At 70.4% G+C, this 18389-nt stretch carries 17 protein-coding genes and 1 pseudogene; 6 read left to right on the top strand and 12 right to left on the bottom strand.

The window, feature by feature from the left end; translation table 11 throughout:
* Nucleotides 1–6: 6 nt before the first annotated feature.
* The 4 genes from kdpF to kdpB all read right to left on the bottom strand — a co-directional run bounded on the left by kdpF (nt 7) and on the right by kdpB (nt 4794).
* Entirely contained in the window at nt 7–96 is a 90-nt protein-coding gene (kdpF, locus tag P3T37_RS34740) for a K(+)-transporting ATPase subunit F (RefSeq protein ID WP_035794954.1), read from the bottom strand.
* A 550-nt stretch (nt 97–646) separates the two neighbouring features.
* Nucleotides 647–1477 carry an SDR family NAD(P)-dependent oxidoreductase gene (locus tag P3T37_RS34735; RefSeq protein ID WP_280727941.1) on the bottom strand — a complete coding sequence of 277 codons (831 nt, stop codon included), beginning with the start codon at nt 1475–1477 and terminating at the stop codon, nt 647–649.
* 514 nt (nt 1478–1991) lie between these two features.
* Nucleotides 1992–2525 carry a universal stress protein gene (locus P3T37_RS34730; protein WP_280727940.1) on the bottom strand — a complete coding sequence of 178 codons (534 nt, stop codon included), beginning with the start codon at nt 2523–2525 and terminating at the stop codon, nt 1992–1994.
* Between the two features lie 130 nt (nt 2526–2655).
* Nucleotides 2656–4794: a potassium-transporting ATPase subunit KdpB gene (gene kdpB / locus P3T37_RS34725; protein WP_280727939.1), complete on the bottom strand. Its 2139-nt coding sequence runs from the start codon at nt 4792–4794 to the stop codon at nt 2656–2658.
* 392 nt (nt 4795–5186) lie between these two features.
* Here kdpB and P3T37_RS34720 point away from each other — a divergent pair, with 392 nt between their 5' ends.
* From P3T37_RS34720 to P3T37_RS34710, 3 genes and pseudogenes are all read left to right on the top strand, one after another.
* Nucleotides 5187–5444 (top strand): hypothetical protein, encoded by a 258-nt coding sequence (locus P3T37_RS34720; RefSeq protein ID WP_280727938.1) that lies wholly within the window; start codon nt 5187–5189, stop codon nt 5442–5444.
* Between the two features lie 208 nt (nt 5445–5652).
* Nucleotides 5653–5910, top strand: a pseudogene (locus P3T37_RS34715) (helix-turn-helix domain-containing protein); the annotation flags it as partial.
* A 197-nt stretch (nt 5911–6107) separates the two neighbouring features.
* Nucleotides 6108–6629, top strand: a complete 522-nt coding sequence (locus P3T37_RS34710; protein WP_280727937.1) for a universal stress protein — start codon at nt 6108–6110, stop codon at nt 6627–6629.
* A 205-nt stretch (nt 6630–6834) separates the two neighbouring features.
* Here P3T37_RS34710 and P3T37_RS34705 read toward each other — a convergent pair whose 3' ends face one another.
* Together P3T37_RS34705 and P3T37_RS34700 are read right to left on the bottom strand one after the other, a co-directional pair.
* A complete protein-coding gene (locus tag P3T37_RS34705) occupies nt 6835–7389 on the bottom strand; it encodes a hypothetical protein (protein WP_280727936.1) in 555 nt (184 codons plus the stop codon).
* 163 nt (nt 7390–7552) lie between these two features.
* Nucleotides 7553–7708, bottom strand: coding sequence for a hypothetical protein (locus P3T37_RS34700; protein WP_280727935.1), 156 nt, complete (start codon nt 7706–7708; stop codon nt 7553–7555).
* Nucleotides 7709–7824: 116 nt separating this feature from the next.
* On the opposite strand from P3T37_RS34700, the gene P3T37_RS34695 reads away from it, so the two are divergent.
* The gene (locus tag P3T37_RS34695) at nt 7825–9417 is read left to right on the top strand and encodes an ISL3 family transposase (protein ID WP_280727934.1); all 1593 of its coding nucleotides are present in this window, start codon (nt 7825–7827) and stop codon (nt 9415–9417) included.
* 425 nt (nt 9418–9842) lie between these two features.
* Here P3T37_RS34695 and P3T37_RS34690 read toward each other — a convergent pair whose 3' ends face one another.
* Nucleotides 9843–10295 carry a nuclear transport factor 2 family protein gene (locus tag P3T37_RS34690; protein ID WP_280727933.1) on the bottom strand — a complete coding sequence of 151 codons (453 nt, stop codon included), beginning with the start codon at nt 10293–10295 and terminating at the stop codon, nt 9843–9845.
* A gap of 7 nt (nt 10296–10302) precedes the next feature.
* Nucleotides 10303–10710, bottom strand: coding sequence for a carboxymuconolactone decarboxylase family protein (locus tag P3T37_RS34685; protein ID WP_280727932.1), 408 nt, complete (start codon nt 10708–10710; stop codon nt 10303–10305).
* Nucleotides 10711–10839: 129 nt separating this feature from the next.
* On the opposite strand from P3T37_RS34685, the gene P3T37_RS34680 reads away from it, so the two are divergent.
* Complete coding sequence (locus P3T37_RS34680) at nt 10840–11664, top strand: helix-turn-helix transcriptional regulator (protein WP_280727931.1); 825 nt, start codon at nt 10840–10842, stop codon at nt 11662–11664.
* A 478-nt stretch (nt 11665–12142) separates the two neighbouring features.
* On the opposite strand, the gene P3T37_RS34675 is transcribed toward P3T37_RS34680, so the two are convergent.
* Together P3T37_RS34675 and P3T37_RS34670 are read right to left on the bottom strand one after the other, a co-directional pair.
* Nucleotides 12143–13303, bottom strand: a complete 1161-nt coding sequence (locus tag P3T37_RS34675; protein ID WP_280727930.1) for an IS630 family transposase — start codon at nt 13301–13303, stop codon at nt 12143–12145.
* 190 nt (nt 13304–13493) lie between these two features.
* Nucleotides 13494–14816: a serine hydrolase domain-containing protein gene (locus P3T37_RS34670; RefSeq protein WP_280727929.1), complete on the bottom strand. Its 1323-nt coding sequence runs from the start codon at nt 14814–14816 to the stop codon at nt 13494–13496.
* A gap of 1301 nt (nt 14817–16117) precedes the next feature.
* On the opposite strand from P3T37_RS34670, the gene P3T37_RS34665 reads away from it, so the two are divergent.
* A complete protein-coding gene (locus P3T37_RS34665; protein ID WP_280727928.1) occupies nt 16118–16507 on the top strand; it encodes a transglycosylase SLT domain-containing protein in 390 nt (129 codons plus the stop codon).
* A gap of 397 nt (nt 16508–16904) precedes the next feature.
* On the opposite strand, the gene P3T37_RS34660 is transcribed toward P3T37_RS34665, so the two are convergent.
* A complete protein-coding gene (locus P3T37_RS34660) occupies nt 16905–17576 on the bottom strand; it encodes a Fic family protein (RefSeq protein ID WP_280727927.1) in 672 nt (223 codons plus the stop codon).
* Nucleotides 17566–18312 (bottom strand): hypothetical protein, encoded by a 747-nt coding sequence (locus P3T37_RS34655; RefSeq protein ID WP_280727926.1) that lies wholly within the window; start codon nt 18310–18312, stop codon nt 17566–17568. Before P3T37_RS34655 ends, P3T37_RS34660 begins: the two co-directional genes overlap by 11 nt.
* Nucleotides 18313–18389: the final 77 nt, after the last annotated feature.

Genomic DNA, 18389 nt, shown 5'->3' with positions numbered 1-18389 from the left:
CTCATGTCAGAACTTCTCCGGGAAGATCAGCGCCACGACGAGATAGCCGACGAGCGCGACAGCGACGATCAGGCCTGCGATGTTCTCGACACTCACAGCTTCTCGACCCCCCGGGCCACCAGCGCGAGGGCGGCGAACACGGCAACCGTGACACCGACGAAGACGAGATCGAGCATGGGCTCCACCAGTTGGTTCAGGGACCTGGCCGTGGGGCGGCTCCCGGACTCCGGGGCTCCGCACGGCACCGGCGGCGGGCCGGCAGGAGGAGCAAAGCAGCGACTTCCGGCCATCAGCCGATCCCTGACACGCTCCATACGGGTGCAGCGGGAACTTTGACGCGGCACTGATATCCGCTTCACACACCTGAGACCACGAAGTGGCCGAAATGTTTCGGCGGCTCGGGCGATGCCGCCCGACTGGCTCCGGGCAGGCCGCAGCCCCGGGGTGCTGCCCGACCGTGTCGGTCGGGAACGGCTGCACCCCGGGGCTGCGACTTTCAGCACCCGGTGCCGGCGGCGCGCGGCACCGGGTGGATCAGGGGCCTACGAGCAGGCTTTGCGGCCGTGGTTGGCCTTCTTCTTGCGACGGGCCTTCTTCTTACGGGCACGCTTGGACATGGTGCTGAACGTCTCTCTCTGCTGGGATGTCAGGCCTGTGCCGTGACCAACTGGTCGGCGAGCTTGGCCAGTCGGCGCAGCGAGCGCTCCTCGTGCACGACGTTGGCGCTCGGGGCGATGTCGCCGCCGTCGTAGTACTCGCCGTTGGTGAGCCGGACGTCGGGGCGGCAGAGCCGGACGACGGCCGCCGCGCCCTCGGCGGCCGGGGCGCCAACCCGTCCGTACAGCGGGAGCAGCGCGGTGTCGCACAGGCCCGGGTTGACGCTGACGGCGGTGATGCCGCTGCCGGCGGGGGCCATGTCGCGGCTGGCCATGGTGAGCGCCAGCTGGGACTGCGCGTAGGCGGCGACCCGGGTGTACTTCTTGGCGCGGTGCGGGTCGTTCCAGTTCATCGCGGCGGTGCGGTGCAGGGCTGACGAGACGTTGACGATCCGGGCCTCGCCCCGGGCCTCGGCGGCGGCCGTCAGGGCTCCGCGCAGCAGGCGGGCGAGCAGGTGCGCGGCCAGGAAGTTGACCTGGAGTGAGACCTCGTTGCCGTCCTCGGTGAGCGTGCAGCGCTCGGGGGCCATGATCGCGGCGTTGTTGACCAGCAGGTCCAGGGTCGGGAAGGCCGCGGTCACCGTGCCGGCGAGCACCGTGACCTCCGCGAGGCGGGTGAAGTCGGCGGCGAGCATCTGGAGTTGGTCGCGCGAGGCACCCGCGGCGACCAGTCGGTCCACGGCGCCCTCGCCCTCCTGGACGGTCCGGGCATGCACGATGACGGTGGCGCCCTGCTCGGCGAGCAGGCGGGCGGTCTCCCAGCCGATGCCGGAGGAGGCACCGGTGACCAGGGCGACGCGCGGAAAGAGTACGGCGGACATGTCCATCCAAGGGTGGCAGGGCACCCCGGGGTGCCGGGGCGCAGGCGTGCGCGCACCGGGTGCCGGGAGTGCGGAGGTGTGCTGTCACAGACGCGCCGGGCCGGCACTTCAGGCGGCGGCCAGGCGGGCAAGGAGGCACTGGGCGAGCGGTGCGGCCCTGTGGACCGTACGCGCGGCATGGGGCACACCCGGGGTCGTCTGCCGCGAAGCAGCCCTACCGGAGAATGACGACGACCGCGACAACGCCCAGCGCCCGCGGATGCGGCGGGCGGTCGTGGTGGCGCTTCGAGCGGTTCATGACGTCCATTCAAGTCAACGCGGGTCAGCCGGGCAAGCCCGCCCCACCTGCTCTGACGCATCCTTGACAGCGCGTCAACACCGGCTGCTTCGAGTACGCCCAACGAGTGACCAGGCCTCGGCCCGGATCCATGCCGACGGTCAGTCGGGCCGTCACCGGCCGGTACGACCGCCGGCCGGGCGAGCGGTGTAGAGCCTCATCGCCCGTTCACCCCGCTCACGCGCTCAGAATCGGTTCGGTCAGCAGTTGCCGAACGCTGCGGCGTCGAAGGGCCTTCAGGTCGCGTTGCAGCGCGGGCCTCGGCACCGCGAGCACCGGGCAGTCAGCGTGCTTGACGCAGTACGCCGGCACCGAGCGCCGCAGCCCCCGGGCGAGCCGGCTCCCGCTGCCCGCCCCGACCACGAGCAGATCGTCCTCCCGGTCCGCGGTCTGCACCAGAGCCGGACCGCTCTCGCCGCGGATCACGACGGTCGAGAGCCGCACTCCGGTGGGTGCGCCGCCGAAGGCCTCGTCGAGCGCCTCGGCCAGTCGGCCTTCAGCGGCCTGGCGCCAGACGGCCAGCAGCGGCGGGCAGGGCGAGCGGCGGTAGCCGTACTCGCCGCCCACCGGGAGCCAGGCGAGCACGGCCAGCACCTCGGCGTCGGCGCGGCGGGCCTCGACGACAGCCCGGTGCAGGGCAGCAAGGCTGCCGAGTGATCCACTGACGCCGACCACGACACGCTGCTGTCTCTCCTGGGTGCCCGAGTACATTCCAGTCCTTCCTCTTTCGACTGTCCCCAGCAGAACCCCGGGACAGCCGGTTCGGGCCCGCTCCTGACGCCACCCTGACGGACGCACCCGGAATCCGAACGTGCCCCTGACGGGAGGGGCGGGCGAGGGGTCAGAGACCCGGGATGAACTGCACCAGCAGGTCGATGACCTTGATGCCGACGAACGGCAGGATCAGCCCGCCGAGTCCGTAGATCCGCAGGTTGCGGCGCAGCAGGTCGGAGGCGGAGGCGGGTCGGTAGCGGACCCCGCGCAGGGCGAGCGGGATCAGCGCGACGATGATCAGCGCGTTGAAGATGATCGCCGAGGTGATCGCGGACTTGGGGCTGTGCAGGGCCATGATGTTGAGGTCGCCGAGTCCGGGGTAGGCGGCGGCGAACATCGCCGGGATGATCGCGAAGTACTTGGCGACGTCGTTGGCGATCGAGAAGGTGGTCAACGCACCTCGGGTGATGAGGAGTTGCTTGCCGATCTCGACGATGTCGATCAGCTTGGTGGGGTTGGAGTCCAGGTCGACCATGTTGCCGGCCTCCTTGGCGGCCGAGGTCCCGGTGTTCATCGCCACGCCGACATCGGCCTGGGCGAGGGCCGGGGCGTCGTTGGTGCCGTCGCCGGTCATCGCGACCAGCTTGCCGCCCTCCTGCTCCTGCCTGATCAGGGCCAGCTTGTCCTCGGGGGTGGCTTCGGCCAGGAAGTCGTCCACGCCCGCCTCCTGCGCGATCGCGCGGGCCGTCAGGGCATTGTCGCCGGTCACCATCACCGTGCGGATGCCCATCCGGCGCAGCTCGGCGAACCGTTCGCGGATGCCGTCCTTGACCACGTCGGTCAGCTGGATCACGCCCATCGCCCGGGCGCCGTGCCGGTCGTGGACGGCGACCAGCAGCGGGGTGCCGCCGTCCCTCGCGATCGCGTCGACAATCTCGAACGCCTGCGCCGGGACCTGCCCGCCGTGCTCGTGCACCCAGGTCGCGACCGCCGTCGAGGAACCCTTGCGCACCAGGACGGACGGGCTGCCCGGCCAGCTGAGGTCGACGCCGCTCATCCTGCTCTGCGCGCTGAACGGGACGAACTCCATGTGCCCCAACTCCCCCTCCGCGCGGGCCCGCAGCGCGTAGCGCTCCTTGGCGAGCACCACGACCGAGCGACCCTCCGGGGTCTCGTCGGCAAGACTGGACAGCTGGGCGGCCTCGGCGAGTTCGTCGTCCGGCACGTTCGACAGCGGTACGAACCGAACGGCCTGCCGGTTGCCGAAGGTGATGGTGCCGGTCTTGTCGAGCAGCAGAGTGTTGACGTCGCCGGCGGCCTCGACCGCGCGCCCCGACATCGCCAGCACGTTGCGCTGCACCAGCCGGTCCATACCGGCGATGCCGATCGCCGAGAGCAGCGCGCCGATGGTGGTCGGGATCAGCGCCACCAGCAGGGCGACCAGCACGGCGATGCTCTGCTCGGCGCCCGCGTAGACACCGAACGGCTGGAGCGTGACGACGGTGAGGATGAAGACGACGGTCAGCGCGGCCAGCAGCAGGTTGAGGGCGATCTCGTTCGGGGTCTTGCGGCGCTCGGCGCCCTCCACCAGGGCGATCATCCGGTCGATGAAGGTCAGCCCGGGCTTGGAGGTGATCCGGACGACGATCCGGTCCGAGAGCACCCTGGTCCCGCCGGTCACCGCGCAGCGATCGCCCCCGGCCTCCCGGATCACCGGCGCCGACTCACCCGTGATCGCCGACTCGTCGACCGCCGCGATGCCGTCCACCACGTCGCCGTCCCCGGGCACCGTCTCACCGGCCTCGACCACCACGAAGTCGTAGAGCCGCAGCTCCTCGGCCGGCACCAGCTCCTCGGGGCAGCGCTCGATCCCGACCCGCCAGCGGATCAGCCGACGGGCCACCGTCCCCGTCCTCGCCCGGCGCAGCGACTCGGCCTGCGCCTTGCCGCGCCCCTCCGCGACCGCCTCGGCGAGGTTGGCGAACACCACCGTGAGCCAGAGCCAGAGGCTGATCAGCCAGGTGAAGACGCTCGGCGCCAGGACCGCCGACAGCGTGGTGAGGGCCGAGCCGACCTCCACCACGAACATCACCGGGTTCTTCGCCATCACCCGCGGGTGCAGCTTGCGCAGCGCCTCGGGGAACGAGCGGATCAGCTGTTTCGGGTCGAACAACCCGCTCGGCGCACGGTGGCGACTGACCGTCGGAAGCTGTGGTGAGCCGTCGACGGTGACGTTCTTCTCAGGTGTGGGAGCCAGGAGAGGCATGCGGCGGGACCTTCTGCGCGCGGGCGGGTGTCACGGCGGGAATCAGGTGACCCCAGGGCCCAGCCAACCGGCCGCGCGGGCGACGGCAGCCTCTTCCTGACAGGTTCCTGACGGAGCGCCAGAAAAGCTTGACGCGCCCTTCACGTCCGAGCGGGACTCCCGGCCGGCCCGACAACTCCCCGGCGTCACGGCAGGGAGCTCCACGGGTGGCGGTCCGCGTCAAGGCCTCGTCAGCGATCGGGGCGCAACAGTCAACGAGACGTCAGGAATGGGTGACCGGAGCATGACCCGGCGTAGCGTCGGGGACGTTCCCGTCGGATCGGCGGAGCCCCCGCACTGGGCCCGGCTCCCCAGAAGGTATCCGACGGCGCCTCGGACAGGTGGCTTCCCAGATGACGGCTCTCGCTCCTTTCCCCTCCCTCACCCGCCACCGGCCGCCGGTCCGGCTCCGCTCGCGCCTGGCCGGCGTGTTCCGGCGGCTCGCCCTGAGCCCGCTCGACAGCCCTGTGCTGCACGCGCTCCACGGTCCGCTCGCCGACCGGAGCCCGGTCACCGCCCGTCGAGCATCGGGAGTGCGGGCCACCTGGCGAACCGTCACCGGACCCGACGGACGGCCCCGGCTCGAAGCGTCCTGGGCACCCGACCACTGAGCGCGCGCAACACGGCAGCAGCATCGCAAGGAGAAGGACTGTGTCACTGCACTACCCTCGGGTCTCGCACGCCCGCTCGCCTCACCCGCACCACGCCGTCCGCTCCATCGGCTCGCACGGCGACCTCGCCGGTCCCCCGCCGGCTCCGCCGACTCCCGCGCCCCTCGGCATCCTGGTCGATCAGGAGGCCCGACTGGCAACCGCGGGCGGCCGACCGCTGGACCTCACGTACACCGAGTTCGAACTGCTCGCCCATCTGGTGGCCCATCCGCAGCGGGTCTACACCCGCACCCAGCTGCTGACCGCCGCCGGGGGCCAGCCGCCGTTCGGTGACACCCGCACGGTCGACGTCTACGTGGCCCGGCTGCGCCGCAAGCTCGGGCCCGTCTACCGCGCCACCATCGCCACCGTCCGCCAGGTCGGCTACCGCTTCGACCCCGCCGGCGCGGCACCCGCGCGGAGTTGACGGCGACCTCGCGATCCCGCCCGTCAGGGCCGCGTCAAGGAAGCCGTGAAGGGCGTAGTGCGTACGTCAAGGAGCCGGGGCGGGACGCCACGCAGGTGTCCACTGGAAGCCGATCCGATCGGGTGTCCTGATCGGCGCATCGGTGGCCACGGTCCCGCGACCTCGTCGGCCCGGGCAGAGGAAGAAGGCGAAGTGCCATGTCCGAGGGTTCTCGTGTCATCGTCGGGGTCAACGGCTCGCTGAGCAGTCTCGCGGCCGTCTACCGCGCCGTGGAGGAGGCGAGCAGGCGGGACGCCACGCTGGTCCCGGTGATCGCGTGGTCCAGCACCGACGACGACCGGCTGCGGCCGCTGTCGGAGCTGGAGCACACCGCGCGCAGGCGGCTGGACACCGTCTTCGAGCAGGCCTTCGGCGGCTATCCGCACGACGTGGTGATCCGGCCGCTGGTGGTCCGCGCCGACGCCGGCCACGCCCTGGTCGCGACGGCCGACCGGCCGACCGACCTGCTGGTGGTGGGCAGCGGGCGGCACGGACGGCTCCGCCACGCCCTGCACGGCTCGGTGACCCGTTACTGCCGTGCTCATGCGGTGTGCGAGGTCCTGGTCATCTCCCCGTCCGTCCTCCTGGACAGCCTGGAACTGACCGCCCGCAGCGGAGCACCCATGCCCTTCCTGCTCGGCCACCGCTGGACGGCCCACCACCCCGCGACCACCGCCTGAGCGGTCGAGCCCGATCGACACGAGCGGAGCCGGTGCCCGAGCACCGGCTCCGCCGCGTTCTGTGCGTCTCGGCTGGTAGGGGATCCACGTCCCAGTTCGCGACCCGCATCGCCTCCACGAACACGTGGAGTTCGCGCCGCAGCTCGGCCCTGGCGAGAGCGCCGACGTGCGCCTGGCTCCCCTGCAGCCCGAACAGTGGCAGCACTCAACCGGTCGGGAGCGTCGGCGGGCTCGTCCGGGGGATCGGCACGCCGGTGATCACGGTGACGCAGTCCGTACTGCCGTCGAGCGAGTGGAGCAGGACCTGGCCGGGCGGGCAACTGGTCGGGTGCGGCCGTACGTAGCTGATCGTGGGCCGGGGCCCCGGGTCACCGGGCACCGGACGGGTCGCCGACGGCTTCGCCGGCACCGCCGGGGTGTGCCGGGTCGCCGCAGGCGCCGGCGCGTGGGTCGGCGCCTGCTCGGACGGCTGACGGGTCGCCGACCCGACGGGCACGAGCGAGGGACTGGGCGAGAGGCTCGGAGCGGAGCTGGGGGACGGGCTCGGGCTCAGCGTGGGACTCGCACCGGAGGACGGGCTCGCACTGGGCGCGGGGCTGGACGGCCGCGGCGCGGTCGCGGCTGCCGAGGTGTGCCCGCGGAGGGCCAACCCGCCGACACCCGCCAGCACCAGGGCAGCCGCCCCGACCGACAGGCCGAGCGGGAGCATCCGCTGGACTGCCGACTGCACCGGCTGCTGCTCGTCACTGCTCTCTGACACTGGTGGGCCCCGTTCGATCAGCCGTCTCAACCACGCGGATCCTAGCGAGCAGGCCACTCGCACGCCTGAGGCGGGGGCGGACCCCGGGGGGCCGCCCCAACCTGCTGCGCGTCGGTCTCCGGTGGGAGCAGAAGGAACGCCGCCGCCGCAGGTCAGCAACGCCTCAGCTGCTCGGCGTGCTTTCGTCGTTGCCGGCCTGATCCACGGCGTCCGCCGCAGGGTCGGCCGTTGCTGCCTCGGCCGCGGCCGTTTCAGCCGCGGTCGTCTCGATGGGGGTCGCCGCGTCCGACTTGGCGCCTCCTCCCGTGTAACCGGGCATCGCCTTACCTCCTGAGTAGTTGGGCATTGTGTCGGCGTCGGGTGAAAAAGCTGGTTCTGGATCACTTTCCGTGCCTGGGCCACGGAGCGTCACCGGAACCGCGATCATGAACGGTCGTGACTGACGATTCCCTCCAAGACCTCTGGCTCCACCAGGCCGCCGACATCAAGGTCAACACTCTGACCATCCGCGCCGACAGCGTGACCGTCCACGCCGCCACGACCGGCGACGAGGCGGGCTGTCCGTTGTGCGGAACCGTCTCGACCCGGGTGCACAGCAGCTACGTGCGGCGGTTGGACGACAGCGCGGCGGGTGGGCGGCGGGTGGTGGTCGAGTTACGGGTCCGCCGGTTCCGCTGCCGTGAACGAGCTTGTCCCCGGGCCACGTTCGTCGAGCAGGCGGCAGGGCTGACCTTCCGTCACGGACGGCGGAGCCAGGGCCTGCAGACCGCGCTGCAGCAGCTCGCTCTGGCCCTGGCCGGCCGGGCGGGCTCCCGTCTGGCCGAGAGCTTCGCGGTCCCGGTGAGCCGCTCCACGCTCCTGCGGCTGATACGCGCCCTGCCGGATCCGGCGCACGCGGTGCCGCGCGTTCTGGGCGTCGACGAGTTCGCCCTGCGCAAGGGCCACGTCTACGCCACGATCCTGGTCGACATCGAGACCCGCCGCGCGGTCGATCTGCTGCCCGACCGCACGGTGGCAACCGTCCGGTCCTGGCTGGCCGACCACCCCGGGGTGAAGGTCGTCTGCCGCGACCGATCGGCCTCCTATGCCGAAGCCGTCCGGCTCGGCGCCCCGGACGCGATCCATGTCGCCGATCGGTTCCATCTGTGGCAGAACCTCGCCGACGCGGTGGAGAAGACCGTGCTCCAGCACCGTGCCCTGCTACCTGAACCGGCCCCTCCAGCCGAGTCAGCTCCGGCTGTCGCCCTAGCGTCCGTCAGCTCCGAACCCCGCCGGACCGGGCGACTGTCCGACCGGGTCCGCGAACAGCATGCCGCCGTCCACGCACTCATGGAGGACGGGTTCAGCCTGCGCGTCATCGCCCGCAGACTGGACCTGGCTCGCGGCACAGTTCGCCGACTGGCCCGCGCGAAGGACCCCGACGAACTGCTCGTCGGCCGCTGGACGGGACGCACCAGCATCCTCGACCCCTACAAGCCCTACATCGACCAGCGTTTCGCTGAGGGCCACACGATCGCCCGGCGCCTGTTCGAGGAGATCCGGCAGCGCGGATTCCCCGGGCAGGAACAGATCGTCCGCGAGTACGTCCGCCGACTTCGAGCAACGTTCCCACACCAGGACCCGCCACGCCGAAAGCCCTCCGTCAGGGACGTGACCAGCTGGATCACCCGCCGCCCCGACCGCCTCCGCAGTGAAGAGGCCCAGCAGCTCAAGGAGCTTCTCGCCCGAGTCCCGGCGCTGGCCACCACCGCCGAGCACGTCAGGGCCTTTGCCGAGCTGATGAACGACCGCCGCGGAAGCGAGCTCAAGGACTGGATCACACGCGTCCAGCAGGACCAGGTCCCGGCCCTTAGCAGCTTCGCCAACGGTCTCCTGCAGGACCTCGATGCAGTCGTCGCCGGCCTGACCCTGCCCTACAGCTCCGGCGCGGTCGAGGGCCACAACAACAAGATCAAAATGATCAAGCGTCAGATGTTCGACCGTGCCGGGTTCGACCTCCTGCGCAAGCGCGTCCTCCTCGCGGCATGAGGCCGCCGGTCGTGGCGGCGTGGACGGTCACGCGGTCGGCGCGGATGGTCAGAGTGTTGACCTTGATGTCGGCGGCCTGGTGGAGCCAGAGGTCTTGGAGGGAATCGTCAGTCACGACCGTTCATGATCGCGGTTCCGGTGACGCTCCGTGGCCCAGGCACGGAAAGTGATCCAGAACCACCGTTTTCAACCGCCGCCGACACATTGCCGTACCTCCCGCGATCCTGGGATGGCTCATCCTCCCCGGCGCGTTAAACGACCGCTCAACGTCCAGGCGGGAGAAGGACCAACGCTCCCGGCTGATCCACGGGTTGCGTGTGTCTGCCGAAGCTGCAAGGGCAGACCAAGGCCAGTGACCCTGAATCCGCGTGACCGGAGGAGGTGGCGCCGCGGATGCGGGAGGCTTCGGCTGGATGCGACGTCTGTCAGGTCGGGTTCGCTGCCAGGGTCAGGATGTCCTTGTTGCCCTCGCCCCACCCGGCGGTCATGACGATTTCGTCGATCTTCCATCCGGTGCTGGTCCTGGTCAGCCCGAAGCGGTACGTGCCGTAGAGGGTCCACTGCGGCGAACCGTAGGGGTTGGCCAGCCGGTGTGTGGACTGGAAGGAGGCGGTGAGCACTGCGCGATCGCCGTCCCCCGTGACGAGGTGGTTGCCGAGCAGGTGCTGGGCGGCGTCGAAGGCGCCGATCAGCTTCGACCAGATCCCGGTCACCTCGGCCGCCGTCAGAAGCTGGGGCTCGCCGCCGTGGATGCTGGTGAAGTCGTGGACGACCTTGTCGCCGAGAAGTCCCGGCAGTGCCGCCCAGTCGCGGGTGTCAACGCTCCACATCATCCGGGTGCAGGTCTCGATGATGTCGTGACGGTCCTGAAGTTCCATGACGTGCTTACTCCTTGATGAAGGGTGGGACAGGCAGCAGCCCGCGCTCGTCGAAGACCCGGCGGGCGACCGACATGGCGGCCAGGGTGCGCGGGAACCCGGCGTACGGCGCGGCTTGGATGATCGCCTCGACGACCTCCCGCGGCTGGACGCCGGCTCCCAGTGCCGAGCCGATGTGGGCGTCGAGCTGCGATTCGAGACCGCCCAGTCCGATGAGGACGCCGAGGATCACCAGTTCACGCCGCCCCGCGTCCAGACCGGGCCTGGCGTGGATGTCGCCGTACGCGAACTCGACGGCCAACCGCGGCAGATCCGGCGCGATGTCGCCGAGGGCGTCGTAGGCCCGCTCGCGAGCCCCGCCGGCCCCGCCCAACTCGGCCTGCCGGACCAGTCCCCGCTCGTAGCGTGTCGACATGCGTCCTGCCCTCCCGTATCCATGCGATGCGTGCAGGTCAGAGTCTGGACCGCGGCGGTGCGACCACCCAGACCCCTCCTTGTACGGGTACTGCCAGGGCCACCCTGAGCCGTGGGGATACTGGACGTCATGGAAGATCTGGGAGCGTTCCTGTACTCGCGCCGGGCCCGGGTGACCCCCGAGTCCGTCGGACTGCGGCCCAGCGCCCGCCGCCGGGTCCCCGGACTGCGCCGCGAGGAAGTCGCCCACCTGGCAGGGATCAGCGTGGAGTACTACCAGCGCCTGGAACAGGGCCGGTCGGCCAGCCCCTCTCCGGCCGTACTCGACGCCATCGCCCAGGTCCTTCGCCTGGACGAGGTGGAACGCGGCCACCTCGGCACTCTCGCCCACCCGCCCCGCCGCCCGGCCGACCACCAGTCCGCACAGGTCCGGCCGGAACTGCGCCGCATGCTCGAGCACATGACCCAGATCGCCGCCCTCGTCATCAACGACCGCTTCGACGTCCTCGGCGCCAACGCACTGGGCGCGCGCATGTTCGAGCCCGTGCTGACCGGACAGAACGCCAATCCCAACATGGCACGCCACCTGTTCCTGGACCCGGCCGCCGCCGACTTCTACCTCGAGTGGAGCGACGTGGCCGCAGCCACCGCCGCCCAGCTCCGGCTGGTCCACGCCCGCTCCCCTGCGGACACCGAACTGACAGCACTGATCGATGACTTGACCACCGGAAGCGTCGCCTTTGGAACCCACTGGGCGGCAGGCGATGTGGAACTGAGGACCGCAGGAAGCAAAAACCTGCGCCACCCCGAGGTGGGAGTGCTGGCCTTGCACTACGAAAACCTCGACCTGCCCGGCGACCCCGGACAACGCATCGTCACCCTGAGCCCGGCCGAGGACTCCGCCACCAAGAGCGCCTTGAGACTCCTGTCCCTGCGGACGGCCGACGCGCCGTGAGATAGCGAGGCGACAGCTGACAGCAAGCCATATGTGTCAGGGCGCCTTGGGCTGCGGCGACGGACGGGGACTGTCGTTGGCCGGTCTTGATTGGCTCTGGCGCGAGTTCCGCGAAAGCGGCGAACGTGCTGTGACTGTCGGACGCCCGGAGAAGACCTGTCGAGCGGTGCGGGCCGCTTCGGCTTCGGCTTCGGCTTCGGCTCGGGAAGTGGCCGGGTGCAGCTGCGGTGACTGGGAGGTCACCGAGGGCCGCGCCCGGGCGCGGCCGGGACGGGTAGTCGGCAGGCTCCTTGGCGTACTGGTCGCAGGTGGCGCCAGGGGCGCGGCGGCCCACTGTGGAAATAGCGAAAACCGCCGAAAGGAATTGCGCATGTTCCCTGAGCGCGTGAGCGAAGAAGAGGAAGCGCAACTCGTGCGGCACGCCGCTGCATTGGAAGCCGACCTTAGTGGTCTGGTTCGGAAGTCCTTCGGGGGTTGATCACGCGGCGAGGTAGAACGAGGATTCTTCTGGGTGATCGGCAGTGTGCCGGTCGAGTCTGGCCAGCAGATCGTCCAGGTCGGAGGTGGTGAACTTCCACTGGAATGGCTGTGCCGTGGCGTTGTAGCGGTCTTCGAAGGCTCGGAGCCGGTCCCCGACCTGGGTGAGGTCGGTGAAGTCGTTCGGCGTCACGACCTTGCGCTGCACGACGGAGAAGAAGATCTCCACCTGGTTCAACCAGGAGGCGTGCACTGGGGTGTGGACCAGCACCGCGTTCGGGAACGCCGCGGTCAGCCGGTCCGCTGCCGCCTTGCCGCGATGGGAGGAGCCGTTGTCGACAATCCAGAACACCCGCTTGGAGCTCGCGTAAGGTTCATGGCTCATGACCTGGGCGACCAGGTTCATGAACGGGTCGATGCCGGTGGTTGGTTCGCAGCGGCCGAACACCTTGGCCTGGTGGACGTCGTAGGCGGCCAGGTAAGCCAGCGCGCCACCGCGTCCGTAGGTGTGGTTCACGCGCATCGCGCGGGCCTGCCCGGGGGCGAGGGTGGGGTGGCAGCGGCAGCGGGCCTGGATGGAGGTCTTCTCGTCGGCGCTGATGACGTGCTCGTCCGGTCCGAGCGGCTCGCCGTTCCAGGTGCGGGCGTACAGGTCCAGGACGCGCTCGGCCTTGGGTCGGAAGTCAGGGTCGGTGATGAAGATCCACGAGCGGTGCTGCCAAGGTTTGATCGCGTCCTTGGCGAGCCAGCGGCGCACGGTGGAGGCGGACAGGAAGGGCGTGATGCCGTGCTCGACGGCTTCGCGGGCCAGTTCCGGGCAGCTCCAGCGCGACAGCGGCGTGCCGGTTTCGGCGGGAAGTTGGCAGGCCAGCGCCGTGACCTGAGCGGCCTGCAGTGCGCTGAAGACGTGGGGGCGGCCGGATCGCTTGCGGTCGGCCAGGCCCGCAAGGCCCTGCCCGGCGAATCGGCGCCGCCAGGTACGAACCGTGTCCAGGTGCAGTCCGGTCTCGCGGGCAATGCGCGCGTTGGAGCGTCCGCGCGCCGCGTGCAGCACGATCTGCGCCCGGCACCGAGCCTGGGAAGGAGTCTTGTGCCCGTAGGCCATCTTCTTGAGCCGGTGCCGCTCGGCGGCAGTCAGCGATATCGGGTGGGCAGCGGCCACGGGCATGGCAGACGGGCCGATCGGGAGAAGTGGATCAGGGGTGGAACGCAGCTTGTCGCATCGCGCGGGGCCAGGTCGACACCTGACAGTAGGCATGCCCACGACCGGTTCTGGCGCCAACCCCTGAAGAACTTCAGAGCCGATCGCTTTGCCCGCTGGTGGCCTCGGTCGGATCGGCCTCGCGCCGGCGTCAGTTGGACCGCAGCACGCAGGGGTGGACCAGGTAGGCACCCAGCCAGCCATCCCGGTCGCCGTCCTTGAACGCTATGGCCCGGCCGGCCAACCGGTCCCGCTCGGCACGTAGTTCGAGACCGAAGCTGGGGCTGTTCAGCCGAGCGTCGGCGGTAGCTATTTGCATCCGGGCGCTCACGCGCAGGTCCCAGCGCTGGGACGCGATGGCCGACGCGGTGACGGGCGGGCCGTCGGCCAGCCGAATCTCTACCTGACCGTTTGCCAGGATCCTGATCCACAGCGGGATGTCCCCCTCCGCGGTGCTGATCTCTCCGGCCCACTCGCCCTGCGCCAGCGCCATCGGTCGGGTCTGCTCGGTGACCGGGTTGAGCTGGTCGCTGGAGAAGCCGGGCGCCAGGATGCCCACGAGATGATCAACGATGGCGTCGCGGGCCGCCTTGTTGGTGGAGTTGGCCAGGACAGCGACCGAGAGCTCGCGCTCGGGGATCTCGATCATCATCGCGGCGACGCCACCCATGCCACCGCCGTGGCTGCGGATCACCGGTCCGATGCCGCGCGAGACGATCCGGCCGAGCCCGTAGCCGAGATGCTCGTTGATCGGCACGGCGTCGTGCATGGCCGCGATCGTGGCGGGCTTGAGCAGTTGGGAGGTAGTTCGGGCGAAACGCGCGATGTCGCCGGCGGTCGCCCAGCCAGCCCCCGCAGCAGGGTGACCACTGAAGCAGGTGGCGTACGCGCGACCATCGGCGGAGTAGCGCTGGGCGACGGGCGCTGGCCCGGCGTAGGCCGGCCCGTACCCGAAGCTGGTCAGGCCCAGCGGCTCGGTGATCCGCTCGCGCAGGTAGTCGCCCAGGTTCTGGCCGGTCACAGCCTCCAACAGCCTACCCAACTCGTGGTAGCCGATGTTGGAGTACTCGAAGTCGGTACCCGGCTCGCGGACGAGCGTGCGGTAGCGGTTGATGTCGATTGGCAGCGGGCCGGTGTCGTAGTAGAAGTTGTAGAACGCCGGAAATCCACCGCGGTGTTGGAGGAGCTGGCGTGGTGTCGGTGCGGTCCACTGGAAGCTGCCGGGGATCGGGGTGTCGAGGTCCAGCAGGTCCTCGTCGGCGGCCAGGCAGAGGGCTGTGGCGGTGAAGGCCTTGGTGATGGAGGCCAGCCCGTAGACCGTCTCCGGAGTGGCCGGCTGCTGGTCGGCGACGCTCGCCTGGCCGTAGGCCCGGGTGAGCACGAGCTCGTCGCGTTCGGCCACCGCGACGGAGACGGACGCACAGCCGTGTTCGGCCAGCGCCCGCGCGCAGAACTCGTCCAGCTCGTCCAGCATGCGGTCGACCTCCCGATCGGATTCTTCGTCGGTCGAACGATAGTGCTCCGCCTCCGAACGGTCATCGGCAGGGATGATCCGGAGTCGACGCACCGCCAGAAGTGGCCGTGGGCAGAACTTCTATGTCGCTGAGGTCCGCCCTTTGACGTGGTCCAGTACGTCCTTGGCGAAACGGGGCGCAGCTGCGGCGGGATGCCGGTGCCGTCGTAGGTACACCGACGTGGTCCAAGAACCCATGCCCTCCGCGTCAACCCCCGAAGGACTTCCGCACCAGACCACTTAGGTTCGTCGGACTGCCCGTTTGTCCATCGGTAAGGCCGGCCGAACGGTCGCGGTGATCGGCCGGCGACAGGTCGCCAGGGTGTGAGTGGTGCGGCCGGACCGGCGAACTCCCCGTTCATCGAGTGGGACAAGACCTTCGGGGACGCCCGCCTCTGCGCGGCCATCGCCGACCGGATCACCTTCCGCTGCTCCGCCGCAGACCGTGAGCAAGCGGTGCGCGCCCAAGAACCGATGCGCGCGGCAGGGTGCCCCGAAGATGTTCACGCGGATCCGGACCGACTTCCTGGCTGCTGGGGCCGTAGCCGGCGGCCTGCTGGTCGTCGCCGGCGAGGGACATAGAGGCCGGCGCAGGTCGAGAGCGATGTGGAGGGGCGGGTCCAGCCGGGCGGCGGTGAGCCGCTGGTCCGGGGCCTTCGTGGGCGCGCCCGATCAGCGGTGCGGGTCTTCGGCGACCGGGCTGCGACCGAACGCGTGTCGGCGCCACCACATGGTCACTGACAGCCATCACGATGTGAGCTGGATCCCCTTGAGGAGGGTGCCGGACCGGGGCGGCCCGTGACGGTGCTCACGCGTCCTGGGCGCCCCCTACCCTTCCTAGTAGGCCACCCATCGGCTCCGGCCACCGCGCTCGCCCGGCTGCTCGCCGCCCCCGCCGCGCTCCCGCGCCGACGGCCGAGCCTCCACTGTTTTCGCAGGTCAAACCGGTGCAAAACGCCCAAAAAAGCATGCCATGCCAGGTTTGACCGCCCGGACGACGAGCAGTCGGCCCGCGCGCGAGCGGCGCGTTCGCCCCACCCTGCTACGACGCGGCGTCGTAGCAGGCACCCCTTGGAGCCAGCCGCCGACCCCGCTAACAATGGCTCAGTCGCCAGCTGCGGCGGTGGTCCGATCCACTCCCGCAACTCCCGTACGGCGGTCACCACTCGTGACCGCCCCGGTGCCGACTCCCGCCCGCCGGGCCCCACCGGGTCCGCCGAACCGCGGGGCGAGGCGCCCACACGATTGAGGTCGAACTCCACATGCCCGTGATCTCCACCCGCATGCGCAAGTCCGTCGCCCTGCTCGCCTCCGCCGTCGGCATCGCCGCGATCGGCGCCTCCATCGCCCCGACCGTCGCCTCGGCCGAAACGCCGCAGTCGCTGGCGGCGAGCATCGTCCCCGCCGGCCAGCTCGCCTCCTTCGACCAGATCATCAGCCACGAGAGCGGCTGGAACGTCACCGCGACCAACGCGTCCTCGGGTGCCTACGGCCTGGGCCAGGCCCTGCCCGGCAACAAGATGGCCTCCGCCGGCTCCGACTGGCAGACCAACGCGGGCACCCAGATCAAGTGGGCCTACGACTACATGAACAGCCGCTACGGCAGCCCGAACCAGGCCTGGGCCTACTGGCAGGTCCACCACAACTACTGACCGGCCGCAGCCGCCGATCGGCCACACCACCGATCCGCCGCTCAGCCACCCACCCCACGACCCACGGCGGACGCCACAAGCCGAAAGCGGGGTCGAACGGGGCCAGAGCCGAGGGGCCCGACGCGCGAACCACGCGCACCGGGCCCCTCGGCCTCATCGTGTCCGCGCCGCGCCGGTGTCCGCGCCCGTGTCCAGCCCGGACCGGGGCGAGAGCGCCTCCGCGACCGACGCCAGCGCGACGACCGGCCATGGCAACCCGCTCCCGATCGCTGCGGCCCAGGCCCAGCGGCCGACCGAGGAGCCGCGCGCGTTGGTGAGAATGGTGCGCTCCGCCCTGCCGCTGCCACTGCTGGGGGGCTCGCGTGTCGGCGTACACGGGTAAGTGCTCAGCCACGTACTACTGAACGTGCTCGCCTGTCCGCTTCGGCGAAGCCTCCCCCCACCGTGTGGTTGCCCGACGGTGAGTGGCGCGGATCAGTACGGTGACCAGAGCCGCCAGATCGAGGGCGCCGTCCGGGTCGTCCGCATAGCGGGTGGTCTGCAGCGGCCCCACTTCGTCCAGGCGTACTCCTTCCCTCTCCAGGACGTGGGCGAGGACCAGCAGGGCCAGACGGGCGTTGCCGTCCGGGTAGGGGTGGAAGAAGGCGATGTCGAGGTACGCCCTGGCCGCCCGGGCTGGCAGGGGGACCGACGGGTCGGCGCTCTGGTGCAGGAAGGCGGCGAATTCCTGCCAAGTGCGAGGCGTCAGCCCGTATCGTTCCCGGCCGCCCTTGGCGAAGGCGTCGCTCTGACGCAGACCCACCTCGTTCACACCGAGGACCAGCTTCTGCCAGCCCGCGAGAAGGGTCGGGGTGAGCGGCTCTCCCTGGGAGGCAGCGGCGCGTGACAGGGTCATCGCGGCGAGCAGCCGGTCGGCGCGGTCCGGGTCGCGGAGGCGGACCGGGCCGTTGAACCAGGCGGCGAGTCCGTCCACGACCGGGCGCACCAGTGCCGGGCTCACGCTCGCGGCCGAGGACCAGTCGACCTGCTCCCTGACCTTGCACCACGCGGCCAGCGCGTCACCGCTCACGGTAGAAGCCGCGGCCGGTCAGGCTGATCGCCAGGTCCTCTCCTACCGTGTCGACCAGGGTCGGGGCGGGCGCAATGTGGCTCCTGAATCGGCCGCCGATCGCGGCTTCCACCGCCTTCCGGGCCTCGTCCGGTCCCAGGCCGGTGGAGGTGAGGAACCAGGTCAGCGTCGTTTCGCAGGTCCCGTACCAGGACGACTCGGCGTGGGTGCTGTTGACGACTGCGGTGACCAGGCGGGTCACCGCGCGTTCCAGGTGCCAGCTGCGGTCCTCGGCGTCCGCGCCGGGAAGGGGTGCAAGCTGCTCGAACCGCTCGGCCATGTCCTCCAGCCAGTCACGCCACTCCAGCAGGCAGGTCACGACGCGTTCGGCGGTCTCCGCCGCCTCTCCGACCGAGTGCGAATCGCAGCACCAGGTTTCGACAGGTCCACCGTGGTGGTTCGAATGGTCCCAGCCGCAGGCCCACCGGCCATACCGGGACACCAGGAGCACGGTGACCTCGTCGATGAACCGAAAGCCCGCCATCCGCTCGGCACCGATGGGAGGCACCATCGGAACGACCAGCGCCGTCAGCCGCGCCGCCTCGTCGTCGTCCCAGTCGAAAGCGTTCCGGCCGGGGTCAGCAGCGGACCACGGCAGGTCCCGGGCTCGTTCGGGGTGGATGGACGTGGCGTACCTCCGAGGTGAGACATGACGGAACAACTGACCGATCATGCCGACCAGGCCGAGAACTGTCATCCCAATTTGTTGACCACCGACCGGATCGGTGTCCCGGCCGGTGACGGAGCCTGTGGCAGCACGCACCCAGGACCGGG

It is taken from the genome of Kitasatospora sp. MAA4 (genome assembly GCF_029893355.1).
Lineage (GTDB): Bacteria > Actinomycetota > Actinomycetes > Streptomycetales > Streptomycetaceae > Kitasatospora.
This window is presented reverse-complemented; position numbering and strand designations above follow the sequence as displayed.

Coding starts and splice junctions, on each gene's coding strand:
- P3T37_RS34735 (WP_280727941.1), bottom strand. CDS start 1,477: ATGTCCGCCGTACTCTTTCCGCGCGTCGCCCTGGTCACCGGTGCCTCC.
- P3T37_RS34730 (WP_280727940.1), bottom strand. CDS start 2,525: ATGTACTCGGGCACCCAGGAGAGACAGCAGCGTGTCGTGGTCGGCGTC.
- kdpB (WP_280727939.1), bottom strand. CDS start 4,794: ATGCCTCTCCTGGCTCCCACACCTGAGAAGAACGTCACCGTCGACGGC.
- P3T37_RS34720 (WP_280727938.1), top strand. CDS start 5,187: ATGACGGCTCTCGCTCCTTTCCCCTCCCTCACCCGCCACCGGCCGCCG.
- P3T37_RS34710 (WP_280727937.1), top strand. CDS start 6,108: ATGTCCGAGGGTTCTCGTGTCATCGTCGGGGTCAACGGCTCGCTGAGC.
- P3T37_RS34700 (WP_280727935.1), bottom strand. CDS start 7,708: ATGCCCGGTTACACGGGAGGAGGCGCCAAGTCGGACGCGGCGACCCCC.
- P3T37_RS34690 (WP_280727933.1), bottom strand. CDS start 10,295: ATGGAACTTCAGGACCGTCACGACATCATCGAGACCTGCACCCGGATG.
- P3T37_RS34685 (WP_280727932.1), bottom strand. CDS start 10,710: ATGTCGACACGCTACGAGCGGGGACTGGTCCGGCAGGCCGAGTTGGGC.
- P3T37_RS34680 (WP_280727931.1), top strand. CDS start 10,840: ATGGAAGATCTGGGAGCGTTCCTGTACTCGCGCCGGGCCCGGGTGACC.
- P3T37_RS34670 (WP_280727929.1), bottom strand. CDS start 14,816: ATGCTGGACGAGCTGGACGAGTTCTGCGCGCGGGCGCTGGCCGAACAC.
- P3T37_RS34665 (WP_280727928.1), top strand. CDS start 16,118: ATGCCCGTGATCTCCACCCGCATGCGCAAGTCCGTCGCCCTGCTCGCC.
- P3T37_RS34655 (WP_280727926.1), bottom strand. CDS start 18,312: ATGACAGTTCTCGGCCTGGTCGGCATGATCGGTCAGTTGTTCCGTCAT.